The 13,113-nt window shown below is 63.5% G+C and carries 10 protein-coding genes; 5 read left to right on the forward strand and 5 right to left on the reverse strand.

Features of this window, described 5'->3' with window-relative positions; all coding sequences use genetic code 11:
* Positions 1-359: 359 nt before the first annotated feature.
* From AC19YR_RS04830 to ilvD, 4 genes are all read left to right on the forward strand, one after another.
* On the forward strand, positions 360-1,442 hold the full coding sequence (locus tag AC19YR_RS04830) for a SagB family peptide dehydrogenase (protein ID WP_095109125.1): 1,083 nt from the start codon (positions 360-362) through the stop codon (positions 1,440-1,442).
* Positions 1,439-2,392, forward strand: a complete 954-nt coding sequence (locus AC19YR_RS04835; RefSeq protein ID WP_095109126.1) for a diiron oxygenase — start codon at positions 1,439-1,441, stop codon at positions 2,390-2,392. Before AC19YR_RS04830 ends, AC19YR_RS04835 begins: the two co-directional genes overlap by 4 nt.
* Positions 2,385-3,581: an MFS transporter gene (locus AC19YR_RS04840; protein WP_500597379.1), complete on the forward strand. Its 1,197-nt coding sequence runs from the start codon at positions 2,385-2,387 to the stop codon at positions 3,579-3,581. Before AC19YR_RS04835 ends, AC19YR_RS04840 begins: the two co-directional genes overlap by 8 nt.
* Positions 3,582-3,801: 220 nt before the next feature.
* Entirely contained in the window at positions 3,802-5,643 is a 1,842-nt protein-coding gene (gene ilvD / locus AC19YR_RS04845) for a dihydroxy-acid dehydratase (RefSeq protein WP_095109128.1), read from the forward strand.
* 60 nt (positions 5,644-5,703) lie between these two features.
* Here the strand turns inward: ilvD and AC19YR_RS04850 are convergent, their stop codons facing one another.
* The 4 genes from AC19YR_RS04850 to AC19YR_RS04865 all read right to left on the reverse strand — a co-directional run bounded on the left by AC19YR_RS04850 (position 5,704) and on the right by AC19YR_RS04865 (position 10,809).
* Positions 5,704-6,912, reverse strand: a complete 1,209-nt coding sequence (locus tag AC19YR_RS04850) for an SGNH/GDSL hydrolase family protein (protein WP_500597382.1) — start codon at positions 6,910-6,912, stop codon at positions 5,704-5,706.
* Positions 6,913-6,914: 2 nt separating this feature from the next.
* Entirely contained in the window at positions 6,915-8,054 is a 1,140-nt protein-coding gene (locus AC19YR_RS04855) for an SGNH/GDSL hydrolase family protein (protein WP_500597384.1), read from the reverse strand.
* Positions 8,041-9,426 carry an MBOAT family O-acyltransferase gene (locus tag AC19YR_RS04860; protein ID WP_500597386.1) on the reverse strand — a complete coding sequence of 462 codons (1,386 nt, stop codon included), beginning with the start codon at positions 9,424-9,426 and terminating at the stop codon, positions 8,041-8,043. Before AC19YR_RS04860 ends, AC19YR_RS04855 begins: the two co-directional genes overlap by 14 nt.
* Positions 9,427-9,753: 327 nt before the next feature.
* Positions 9,754-10,809, reverse strand: coding sequence for an HAD family hydrolase (locus AC19YR_RS04865; RefSeq protein ID WP_500597388.1), 1,056 nt, complete (start codon positions 10,807-10,809; stop codon positions 9,754-9,756).
* A gap of 242 nt (positions 10,810-11,051) precedes the next feature.
* Between AC19YR_RS04865 and AC19YR_RS04870 the strand changes: the two genes are divergently transcribed.
* Positions 11,052-12,443: an L-cystine transporter gene (locus tag AC19YR_RS04870; protein ID WP_095109133.1), complete on the forward strand. Its 1,392-nt coding sequence runs from the start codon at positions 11,052-11,054 to the stop codon at positions 12,441-12,443.
* A gap of 101 nt (positions 12,444-12,544) precedes the next feature.
* Here the strand turns inward: AC19YR_RS04870 and AC19YR_RS04875 are convergent, their stop codons facing one another.
* Positions 12,545-13,057 (reverse strand): dihydrofolate reductase, encoded by a 513-nt coding sequence (locus AC19YR_RS04875; protein WP_095109134.1) that lies wholly within the window; start codon positions 13,055-13,057, stop codon positions 12,545-12,547.
* Positions 13,058-13,113: the final 56 nt, after the last annotated feature.

Raw genomic sequence — 13,113 nt, forward strand, 5'->3', positions numbered from 1 at the left:
CGCGCCCCACAATTCAAAGTAAAAATTAAACAAACTCAGCACTCTAGAAGTTCCACAAGACGGATCCTACGCCATTCATGGAACAACCCTACCCGCCAACTACTTCATCTTTAAATAATTAACCGTTACTATTTGTTCGTCACTCGGAAGTGACAACATAAAAAAACACAACACTCAAACAACATACATCAAAGGAGTTACACCCATGAAAACCATCATTATGGAAGCAACCAAACTCGCCAACCTGTCTGCCATGGTTCCGGCGAAAACCCGCTAAACCCTGCTGTTAACCGCTAGATGAGGCTGGGGAATGCCGGCGCCCCAGCCTCATCGCCCACGCTTGCAGGGCCAACATCGCCATGTATATAAATCCGAGTTTCTTTGTTCTTGCCCGACCTCCCTGCCTGGTTATATGGGACTACAAGCGTCATACACAATTTGAACTAGACCCCGACTATTCCGCCCGCCTTATCCAACTTATAGCCACGCCTGAACAACTTGATCCGTGCAACAGCATGGATGCGCAATTTCTCGCCGCCGGCCTCTTCACACCCATTCAACAAGTTCCCACACCCTGGGGCTGGGATGAACTTTCCAAGATATTCCACATCGGCACAAAGAATATTCCCTGCGAATATATGCCACAGGATATCAATGAGTGGTCGCAGCATTATCTGGCGCATTGCAAAGAAGTCATGGCCGCTGCGCCGCCCCCGCCGCGCTGCACCTTTGACGGGCCCGAGCTGATCCCCCTGCCCGACCCTGCGCTGTCGGTGGCCCGGGCCGCCGGGCTGGCCACCACCCTGATTCAGCGCAAAACCTGCCGCTCCTTCACCCCGCGCGCAGTCAGCCTGGTGGACGTGGGCACCCTGCTGTACCTGACGCTCGGCTATTTGCACGAACGCGCCGACGACGATGACCCGGCCATTGCCGAGGGCTTCGCGGCACGGCGCAGCAGCCCCTCCGGTGGCGGCTTGAACGCCTGCGACGGCTACCTGTATGTGCGCAATGTCAGCGGCCTCGCCCCGGGGGTGTACTTCTACCACCCCGACCGCCATGCCCTGCAACTGGTCGCGCCGTTGCTTGACGCGCCGCTGGGCCAGTTACTGGCCGGCCAGCATTTCATCAACCCGCTGCCGGTGGGCCTGTTCATTACCTGCCGCTTCGACAAGCTGTGGTGGAAGTACGAACACTCGCGCGCCTATCGCATGGCCTACGTCGAGGCCGGGCATCTGTCCCAGACCTTCCAGTTGCTCGCCACCGCTCTGGGCCTGAACACCTGGCTCACCGGCGCCCTGAGCGACGCCCAGGTCGAAGCCCAGCTTGGCCTGCAAGAAACCTCGGCCGAACAGGCGCTGTTTTTCGTCGGCTGCGGCCACGGTGACGGCCAGGCCCAATGCCAGGAACTGCGTGCGTTGATCGCCGCCCAGGACGCCCCATGACCGCCTCCAGCGCCGCCCAACACCGTTTCACCCTGGCCGACTGGGACCGCAAGGCCTCGGTGCGCAGCAAACCCGACTGCTTCGAGCTACCCGCCGACCTCGACCGGCAACTGCTCACCCAGGACTGGTTTCCGCCCGCGTTCCTGCCGTACCTGGCGCACCCGCTGATCCAGGGCCTGGGCCGCGCCACCCAGCAGCGTTTGGCGGCCAATCACCTGGTGTATTTCCTCGACTACACCACCCTGCTGGAACACAAAATCGTCAACCGCGCCGTCGAAACCCTGGTCCACGGCGACCTGGCCATGGCCGTGCCCCGGCCGATGCGCACCGCGGCCCTGCAGCTGTACACCGACGAGGGCTACCACGCGCTGTTTTCCGACACCCTGGCCGCGCAGATCGCCCACTGGTACGGCATCGACAACCGCCACCGCGTGCCCCAGCGCATCCGCCACCTGCTGGCGCTGGTGCAGCGCACCGCGCCGCAACAGGTGCCGCTGGCCTGGTTTTTCATCGGTTTCGTCTCCGAAACCATCATCGCCAAGGAGCTGCTGGCCATCACCCGCGACAGCCTGATCCCGTGCGTCTACCACATGCTGCGCGAACACCTGGAAGACGAGGCGCGGCACAGCCGCTACTTCTGCGAGGTGTTCGGCTACACCTGGGAGGCGCTGGCGGCGGCGCGGCAACCGGCGGCGGCGGACCTGCTGCTGGCGATCATTCAGGTGTTCGCGCAGATCGATGGCCAGTGGCTGCACGAAAGCTTCGCCAGCGCCGGCATCGACCCGGCCACCCGCACGCAGGTGATCGAGCCGCTGCTCCAGCCCCAGGCCTGGGCACAGCGGGCGCGGGCCAATGCCACCACCACCCTGGCGACGATGAAGAAGTACGGTTTCTTCGAGCCTGCCTACAACCGCCAGTTGTTCGTCGACGCAGGGCTGATCGATGGCTAGGGCGAGCAAGGGTGCAGCGGTGGCGCTGTTGCTGGCCATGGTGTTGCTCGGGGTTTTCCCCATCGACGTGCTGCTGCCGTCCTTCCCGGCGCTGTCCGCCCATTTCGCCACCCCCGCGGCGGATATCGCGTTTTCCATCAGCCTGTTCGCCATCGGCATCGCCCTGTCCCAACTGCTGCTCGGGCCGTTGTCCGACGTGATCGGGCGCAAGGGCTTGTTGCTGGCGGGCATGGCCGTGGCGATGCTGGGCGCGGCGGGGTGCGCGCTGGCCAGCGACTACCGCTGGTTTCTTGCCTTTCGCCTGCTCCAGGCCCTGGGCTGCGGCTGCTTCGTACTGTCCCAGGCGCTGGTCCAGGATTTGTTTCAGGGCCGCGAACGGGAGCGTTTGCGCATCCTGATGACCACCGCCACCGGGGTGTTCATCTCGCTGTCCCCCCTGGCCGGCACGCTGCTGCAGGGCGCGGTGGGCTGGCGCGGCAGTTTTTATCTGTTTATCGGCCTCGCGGCGCTGGTGTGGCTCAAGGCCTGGGTGTTCCTGCCCGCCGCGCCGCGCCGTGCCGAGGGGCCACGGCAGAACATCCTCCAGGCCTACCGCAGCCTGGGCGGGCGCTTCGACTTCTTCGCGTACTGGCTGATAAGCGCCATCGCGTTTGCCTGCCACTTTTCCTTCATCGTCATCTCGCCGCTGATTTTCATGGAGCAGTTGGGCCTGTCGGCTTACCAATTTGCCCTGACCCTGCTGCTGTACGGCGCCGCTTACCTGGTCGGCGGCGTGGTCGCCGGGGCGCTGAGTGCGCGGGTCAGCGCCCACGGGCAGATTGTCGGCGGGCTGAGCCTGATCCTGCTTGCGGGGCTGCTGATGCTGGCCCTCACCGGGTGGTGGGGCGTAAGCACCCTGACCATCCTGCTGCCGATGCTGGTGTGCACCGCCGGCACCACCCTCACCCGGCCCGCCGCCACGTCCCGGGCCATGGACGTGTTCCCCGAGCAGGCCGGCGCCTCGGCCTCGGCGGGCAGTGTGCTGATTTTCATCATCGGCGGGCTGCTCAGCGCCCTGATTAACCTGGCCAGCGGCAGCCACCTGGCCTGGACCCTGGCCGCGTGCCTGATGCTGTCGGGCGCCCTGGGCCTGGCGCTCAATGCGCAGCTGCGCCGAGGCCTGGCCCGCACCGGCCAAGCGGGCGCCTGACACTCGGCGCGGCGCGCCATTCCTTCCTGGCGCCAGCGGTGTAGAATCGGCGCATTCATCGCCAGTCATCCCCGGCGGGTTTATGAGCTCAAGGCCCAGGCACACGGCGATCCCGTAACGCTGGCGGCAGCATCCGGGCACACGGCCATTTCTGTGTGTTCCAGACGTCAATAGAAGCTCACTTCCCTTTTGATACCTGATTAACCGCCCGGAGTGTTCCATGCCTGCTTACCGCTCGAAAACATCCACCCACGGCCGCAACATGGCCGGCGCCCGCGCACTGTGGCGCGCCACGGGGATGAAAGATGACGACTTCAAGAAGCCGATCATCGCCGTCGCCAACTCTTTCACCCAGTTCGTTCCCGGCCACGTCCACCTCAAGGACATGGGCCAACTGGTCGCCCGCGAAATCGAACGCGCTGGCGGCGTGGCCAAAGAATTCAACACCATCGCCGTCGATGACGGCATCGCCATGGGCCACGACGGCATGCTCTATTCGCTGCCCAGCCGCGAGATCATCGCCGACTCCGTCGAATACATGGTCAACGCCCACTGCGCCGACGCCATCGTGTGCATCTCCAACTGCGACAAGATCACCCCCGGCATGCTGATGGCCGCCCTGCGCCTGAACATCCCGGTGATCTTCGTCTCCGGCGGCCCAATGGAAGCGGGCAAGACCAAACTGGCCAGCCATGGCCTGGACCTGGTCGATGCCATGGTGATCGCCGCCGACGACACGGCCTCTGACGAGAAGGTCGCCGAGTACGAGCGCAGCGCCTGCCCGACCTGCGGTTCGTGCTCCGGTATGTTCACCGCCAACTCCATGAACTGCCTCACCGAAGCCCTGGGCCTGGCCCTGCCGGGCAACGGCTCGACCCTGGCCACCCACAGCGACCGCGAACAGCTGTTCCTGCAGGCCGGGCGCACCATCGTCGACCTGTGCCGCCAGTACTACATCGAAGAAGACGAGTCGGTGCTGCCGCGCAACATCGCCAACTTCAAGGCGTTCGAGAACGCCATGACCCTCGACATCGCCATGGGCGGTTCGACCAACACCATCCTGCACCTGCTGGCCGCCGCCCAGGAGGCCGAGATCGACTTCAACCTCAAGGACATCGACCGCCTCTCGCGCCACGTGCCGCAGCTGTGCAAGGTCGCGCCGAACATCCAGAAGTACCACATGGAAGACGTGCACCGCGCCGGCGGCATCTTCTCCATCCTCGGCTCCCTGGCCCGTGGCGGCCTGCTGCACACCGACCTGCCGACCGTGCACAGCAAGACCATGGCCGACGCCATCGCCAAATGGGACATTACCCAGACCAGCGACGAAGCCGTGCACCACTTCTTCAAGGCCGGCCCAGCGGGCATCCCGACCCAGACCGCGTTCAGCCAGTCCACCCGTTGGCCGAGCCTGGACGACGACCGTGAAAACGGCTGCATCCGCAGCGTCGAGCACGCCTACTCCCAGGAAGGTGGCCTCGCCGTGCTCTACGGCAACATCGCCCTGGACGGCTGCGTGGTGAAAACCGCGGGCGTGGACGAGTCGATCCATGTGTTCGAGGGCAACGCGAAAATCTTTGAAAGCCAGGACAGCGCCGTGCGCGGCATCCTCGCCGACGAAGTGCAGGCCGGTGACATCGTCATCATCCGCTACGAAGGGCCCAAGGGCGGCCCGGGCATGCAAGAAATGCTCTACCCAACCTCGTACCTCAAGTCCAAGGGCCTGGGTAAAGCCTGTGCGCTGCTCACCGACGGGCGCTTCTCCGGCGGCACCTCGGGCCTGTCCATCGGCCACGCCTCGCCGGAAGCCGCCGCGGGCGGCGCCATCGGCCTGGTGCGGGACGGCGATAAAGTGCTGATCGACATCCCCAACCGCTCGATCAACCTGCTCGTCAGCGATCAAGAGCTGGCGGCGCGCCGCGTTGAACAGGACAACAAAGGCTGGAAACCGGTGGAAGTGCGCCCGCGCAAAGTCACCACCGCCCTCAAGGCCTATGCCCTGCTGGCCACCAGCGCCGACAAAGGCGCCGTGCGCAACAAGGCCATGCTCGACGGCCTCTGATCCACGCCCATAAAAATGCCCCGCCACGTGCGGGGCATTTTTTTGCCTGCTACCTCAGCGTCAGGGTAGGCGTTCGCCCAGTTGCCCGCGCAGGAAGCGGTACAGCCCTTCGGCGCTTTGCCGGTAGCCGTCGGCGGTGAGGTGCACCAGGTCGCCACGGGCCATTTCCCGGGCCTGCCAGTTGCGGATCGAGCAATCGCCGCCCATGAACGCCTGCCAGTCCCAATACAACGCGCCGCTTTGCCGGGCGACGGTTTTCTGGATCTGGATGACTTGGCGCAGGCTGTGGGGCTGGGCGGCGGCGCAGGCCTGGGCGCGGCGGTTCTTGATCGAATCCGGGGCGCCCACCAACAAGATCACGGCTTTGGGCAAGGTTCGCCGCAGTTCGGCGATTTTGCCCTGCAATTGGCGCTCGTACAGCCCCAAGTCCAGCTCATCGTCGAAGGCTTCGTTGGTGCCGTAGGCCAATACCACCAGGTCTGGGCGCAGGGCCTTGAGGGTGTCGAGCCAACCGGCCTGCCACTTGTCCAGCACGTCCAGGCGCGCGCCGTTGATACCCAGGGCCGAATAGGTCACGCCGGCGTTTTTCTGCCCCTGAATATTCCAGCCGCCCAGCGCCAGGCCCTGGGGCTGGGCGATGCTCAGTTCCACCGGCAAGGCGATGTTGTTGAACACCGGGCTGAACCGCCACTGCCCGCCCGTGGCCGCCAGCATGCGGCTGGCCTGGGTCGCGCCGTCGCGGGCCTTGAGGCTGTTATTGGCCTGCGCCTGGTACAGCGCCGACACCCGATAACGCTGCCCGCTAGGCTGGCGCTCGGCAATCCGCACCTGCGCGCCCGCCACCTGGGGCAACGCCAGGTAGCCGCCCAACGGGAACTGCGCGCTTTGCTGGTTGCGCGCCGACACCAGCGCCCATTGGCGCTTGGCCGTGGTCAGGATGACCCGCTCGTAGCGGGTGCCGGGCACCGGGGTGGCGGCAACGAAGCCGATACCGCCATCGCCGTACTGGGCCTGGAGCAAACGGCGCATCTCGCCGCTGAACAGGTCGGCGGCGGTGTGCGAGTCGCCCAGTTGCACGACGCTGATGGGGCTGCGGTTGGCGCTCTTGAAGCGTGCCGTCAGCGCCGCCAGGTTCGGCACGGCGGCGTTATAGGTGACGGCTTTTTTGACGACGGGCGCCGGGGTGGCCTGCACCGCGTCCACGGGGGCGCAACTGCTCAGCAAGGCAAAGCTCATCAGTAGCGCGATCACGCCCGGCAGGTGCCGCATGTCTAGTGTTCCGTCAATTGTTCACTGGGGAAGTTGATCCGCGACAGCACCTGCGCAGAGATCAGTTTTTGGCCAGTGATGGTGAAGTGAATGCCATCGTCGACACGGGTCTTGAGTTGCTTGCCGCCCTTGTCCGTCAGGTAGTAGGAAAACTGCGCACTGGTATAACCCAGCACTTCGTTGGCCGAGACGTAATGCTGGCCGTAGTGTTCGACGCGGTTCTTATACAGGTCGCTGAGGTACGCCATGGCATCCGACAGCTTGGTTTTTTGCATGTTCGGCGGGCCGACCCAAATCACTTGCACATTCTGCGCCTGGGCCACGTCGAGGATGGCATCGATGCGCTGGCGGTAAAGGTTTTCCCAATCCGGCGTTTTGAAGCGCAGGAACGGCTTGCCCTTGCCCTGGGGCATGTCCCACGGGTCGTTGGGGCCGAGGAAAACCACCATCAGGCGAATGCGCGGGTTGGCTTGCAGGGTGCTTTGCACCGTTTTCGGCCAGTTGAAAAAACTCGGGTACGCCAGCCCCGTACTCTGGCGGCTGAGGTTGACGCTCTTGAGGTTGTAGCGTTTGCGCAGGGTGTTGGCCATGTGCGGCGCCACGCCTTGCATCAGCGAGTCGCCGACAAAAAACACCTCGTCTCCGCTGTTGAGAGACGCCATCAGCGGCGTGCTGGTGACCCGGGGCATGGCCGCTGCGGCAACCGTGGGCGGCGCAGCCACCGGCACTGGCCGCGGGGCAGGTGCAACCGGGGCGGGTTTCACCACGGCGGGGGTGGCCCCCAGGGTTTTGGCCACGGGCGGTGCAACCACGGGCGCTACCGCGATCGCGGGGGCCACGTCGTTTTGCGGCGCCGCTTCTGCCTCGGCCACTGCCTGGAATTGGCCGTGGCCGCTCAAGCTCTCGACAAACGCCACCCGCGCCGCGCCCAGCGCCTCGCTCAGATAAGCCCCGGTGCGCCATGCCGTGCTTTGGCCCAAGCCGGGAAGTTCGCAGCCGTCGTGGTACTTCTGCTGGCAATACTGGTGCACCGAATCCTGGTTCAACCACAACAACAGCGCACTGCTCAGCAGCATGGCGTACAGCACCCGTGCGGCACCGGCCTGGTGGCGCAACAATGGCGACGGTTCAGAAACTGGCATAGATAAACCCCGGCACGCCCGACGGCGAAGCAAAAATCACCAAGCAGATAAACAGTGCCAAGGGCACGGGATACACCAGCCATGGCAGGCGCGTGCCAGCATCGAACAGGCGTTGCAACCCCGCGACGAGGCGCGGGTAGAACGCCACGCCCAACAGGCACGCCAGCAGGCTCGCGCCGGTATTGGCCAGCCCCGCCGCCGACATCGTGCCCAGGCCCGCGAGCATATCCAGGGCATCATCGAAGGTGGCGCTGCGGAAGAAAACCCAGGCAAAGGCCACGTAGTGGAAGGTCAACAGGCGCGCCAGCAGGTCCGGGCAGCGCGGCAAACGCGGGCTGCACAGCTTGTACAGCGCCAGCCCCACACCGTGGAGCGCCCCCCAGATCAGGAAATTGGCGCTGGCACCGTGCCACAAACCGGAAATCAGCATCGCCAGCAGCATGTTCAGGTTGCCGCGCCACACCCCACGGCGGTTGCCGCCCAAGGGGATGTACACGTAGTCGCGGATAAAGGTGGAGAGGCTGATGTGCCAGCGCCCCCAGAATTCTTTGAGGTTGCGCGCCGCGTAGGGGAAGTTGAAGTTCTCGGGTAGGCGAAAACCCAACAGCAGCGCGATGCCAGTCACCAGGTTGGTGTAGCCGCTGAAATTGAAATAGATCAGGAACGAATAGCCGTACACGCTGCGCAAAATCTGCTCGCCCGAATAGCCCACCGGCGTCTCGAACACCGGGTCCACCCATTCGTTGGCCAGCCACGAACTCAAGAAGAACAGCTTGACCACCGCCATGGCGATCAGGCCCAAGGCCCGTTGCGGCTCCAATACCTGGCGGATGCCCTCGGGGCGGATTTGCGGCAATAAATGGCTGGCGCGGTTGACCGGGCCGGCGATCAGGCTGGGGAAAAACGCCAGGTACAGCGCCAGGTCGAACGGCGAGCCGGGCTTGAGTTCCCCCCGGTTGATCGACACCAGGTAACTGACCGAGTGAAAGGTATAGAACGACAGCCCAATGGGCAGCAGCACTTGCAGCAGCGGCAGGGCCACATCCAGCCCCAGGCTCAGCAACACGCCCTGCACGGAACTGGTGAAAAAATCCTGGTACTTGAACAGGTAAAAACAGCCCAGCACCAGCAACAGCAGCAACGCCCAGGTAATGCGCTGGGCAGGAAAACGCTGGCTGAACAGGCCCAGGGCATACACCAGCACGGTGTAGCCCAGCAGCACGTAAAGGAAGTCGAGGCTGAAACTGGCGAGGATCGCGTAGCTAGCGGCCAGCAACAGCGCGTTTTGCAGGCGCGGGCTCCAGCACAGGCTCCAGTAGAAGGCGAAAAACAGGATGAAACACAGGCCGAATTCGATCGAAAGATAGCTCACAACGTAGTCCGTTACGTAAAGGCAAAACAACAACGCCACCGGCCGCGACAGGCCGCGGGGTGGCGTAAAAAGGGCGCGCGATTATGGCAGAAGGCCTGCACTGCTCACAAGGTAAAAGGCCGAGCTAGAGCCGTCGGAGTATACGACCGGGGATGTAGGCCAAGCCCACAAACGCCCCCACTGTGGGAGCAACTGTCTTGCCCCCCGCCATCGCGAGCAGGCGCGCTCCCACAAAGGAAAAGCAAATCCCACCCACACTGTGGGAGCGGGCCCTGCCCGCGATGAGGCCAGAACCGGCAGCGCATGATTAGCCAGCAAGCCCCGCGCTTACAAAATGTCTTCAGGTTTGACGATCACCCAGTTCTTGTCCGCCGTGACCGGCAGCCTTTCCTGGGCTTGGGCGGCGGCGTGCTTGGTCATCATGGCGTTTATCTGCGCACGGTATTTGTCTTTGCGGTCGATCCACAGGTGGATGCCGCCCTTGGCCACGTCAACGCCGTGAAACAGCATGTAGCCATCACTGGTCGGGGTGTCGCCGCCCACCAGCACCGGTTTTTTCCATTCGTCGATGTAAGTCAGGATCGCCGCGTGCTTGCCCGCCATCCAGGTCGCCGGGGTCCACAGGTAAGGCGTGAGTTCCAGGCCGAGGTTGGCTTTTTCGTCGTACTTACCGGCACTGATCTGCTTGCGCGCAGTGGTCAGTTCGCCGCTTTTGCGATCTTTTAGCAGCAAACTCACACCGATCACGTTCTGCGGTTTGACGTTGTAGCCGTACTTGGGGTCGGAGGCGACCATGCGCACCAGCTCTTCGGAAGCCGCGGTCATTACGTAGACCTCGATGCCGTTCTCCATCAAACGGTTATACAACTCGACCTGGCCGGGGAAGATCTGCGGCGGCTTGACCTCCATCGTCTTCACCACGTCGCCCTCGTAATAGCTGACCGGCACCGGTTTACCGGCGGCCATCAACTCATCGACATAACCCTTGAGTTCCTTGAGGGTGAAGCCGGAAAACACCTGCGCCACCCAGGGGTAGCACACCATGTCGTCCACTTCGCAGAGGCGGTAGTAGTAGCTGAACAGGCTTTCCTTGTGCTCAGCGGTGTCTTTGAAGGGCATCAGTTTCAGGGACGGGTCCAGGCTTTCGCGGGTAATCAGGCCCTTGTTCTCCATGAACGGCAGCAAGGATTCTTCCAGGTCATAGCGGTAGCTGGTGTTGTCCATGTCGAACACCGCGTAGTTACCTTTGTTGGCATTGGCCACGATCATGGCGTTCAACTGCTTGGCCTGCTCTGCGGGCCAGTGCTGCAACTCGGTGGCCAGCACCTGGCCGGCGAGGCCCAGGCACAGCGCGGCAGCGATCAATCTCGAAGCGAGTTTCATGGCGGGTTCTCCCTGAATGGAAGCGTTGGACGCTAGCAAATCCCCATCACCGCGCCGCTCTGCCCACGACCGCTTGCGTCGTAATTGCGCCACCGGCATGCGCATCTGCGCCACAGCCTTATTCCAAAAACGACGGTCACCATTCCATCTCGGTATTAATTCATTATTTTTCAAGCTGTTAGGCTTGCCGGTTCGCAATCGCAGCGCTACGCGATTGGCACTCGTTTATGTCCGGAGTCTCAATGAATCTGCCGCTGATCCTCAATCTGCTGGTATTCCTCGCCCTGTTGCTGGGCCTGGCCCAAACCCGCCACACCACGTGGAGCCTGGCCAAGAAAGTCCTGCTGGCCCTGGTGCTGGGCGTGGCGTTCGGCGTGGCCCTGCACACGATTTACGGCGCCGATAGCCCGGTGCTCAAAGCCTCCCTCGGCTGGTTCGACCTGGTGGGCAACGGTTACGTGCAATTGCTGCAAATGATCGTGATTCCGCTGGTATTTGCTTCGATTCTCAGCGCCGTGGCCCGCCTGCACAACGCCTCGTCCCTGGGCAAAATCAGCTTCCTGACCATCGGTACCCTGCTGTTCACCACCGCCATCGCGGCGTTGATCGGCATCGCCCTGACCAACCTGTTCGGCCTCACCGCCCAAGGGCTGGTGGCCGGCACCCAGGAACTGGCGCGCCTGCAAACCATCCAGAGCGACTACGCCGGTAAGGTTGCCGACCTGAATGTGCCGCAGTTGCTGTTGTCGTTTATCCCGCAGAACCCCTTCGCCGACCTGGCCCGCGCCAAGCCTACCTCCATCATCAGCGTGGTGATTTTCGCCGCGTTCCTGGGTGTGGCGGCGCTGCAACTGCTCAAGGACGATGTGGAAAAAGGCCAGAAAGTCATCAACGCCATCGACACCCTGCAAGCCTGGGTGATGCGCCTGGTGCGCCTGGTGATGAAGCTGACGCCCTACGGCGTGCTGGCCCTGATGACCAAGGTGGTGGCCGGTTCCAACCTGCAAGACATCATCAAGCTCGGCAGTTTTGTCGTGGTGTCCTACATCGGCCTGGGCCTGATGTTCGTGGTCCATGGCCTGCTGGTGGCGCTGGCCGGGATCAACCCACTGCGTTTTTTCCGCAAGGTCTGGCCAGTGCTGACCTTCGCCTTCACCAGCCGCTCCAGCGCCGCGAGCATTCCGTTGAGCATCGAGGCGCAAACCCGGCGCCTGGGTATTCCGCAGTCGATCGCCAGTTTCGCCGCGTCCTTTGGTGCAACCATCGGCCAGAACGGTTGCGCCGGGTTGTACCCGGCCATGCTGGCGGTGATGGTGGCCCCGACCGTGGGCATCAACCCCCTGGACCCACTGTGGATCGCGACGCTGGTGGCGATTGTTACGTTGAGTTCGGCGGGCGTGGCGGGCGTGGGCGGCGGTGCAACCTTCGCCGCGCTGATCGTGCTACCGGCCATGGGCTTGCCGGTGGCGCTGGTGGCGCTGCTGATTTCCGTAGAGCCGTTGATCGACATGGGCCGCACAGCCCTGAACGTCAGCGGTTCGATGACCGCCGGGGCGATCACCAGCCAGATCATGCAGCAGACCGATAAAGAACTGCTCAATGCCGATGAGCATGAGGAATTGGCGCACGCTTAGCGGCGCCTGTTACCCCTATTAACAGCATCGCGGGCGGGCCCGCTCCCACAGGTAACCGAGTTCCACTGTGAGAGCGCGCCCGCCCGCGATGCTGTTAGCCCTCAGTGGCGGTGCCACACCTCAAAGCTGTACGCCGGTTTGTCGCCCTCGGCGGCCACCGGGGTGTTACTGACCAGGGTCCACTGGCCCGGGTCGAATTCGGGGAACCACGCATCGCCCTCGGGGCTGAGCGCCACGCGGGTCAGGTACAAGCGGTCGGCATCGGCCAGGGCCTGGCTATACAGCTGCGCGCCGCCAATCAACATCACTTCATCCACGCCCTGCTCCTGGGCCCAGGCTTGCGCGCGGGCCAGGGCGGCGTCCAACGAGGGGTAGACCTGCGCGCCTTCTAGCTGCAAACCCGGCTGGCGGCTGACCACGATGTTCAGGCGCCCGGGCAAGGGCCGGCCGAGGGAATCCCAGGTCTTGCGGCCCATGACGATGGGTTTGCCCAGCGTAGTGGCCTTGAAGTATTTGAAATCCCCCGGCAAGTGCCAGGGCATGCGGTTATCGACGCCGATCACGCGGTTCTCGGCGAGGGCCGCGATCAGGCTTAAGGGGAGAGTTTTTTTCATGGCGGCGAGGATAGCAGAGCCGTCTTACCCCGATAAGCGCCGCAGCGGTTATGCTC

This window comes from Pseudomonas sp. MF08817 (assembly GCF_059862705.1).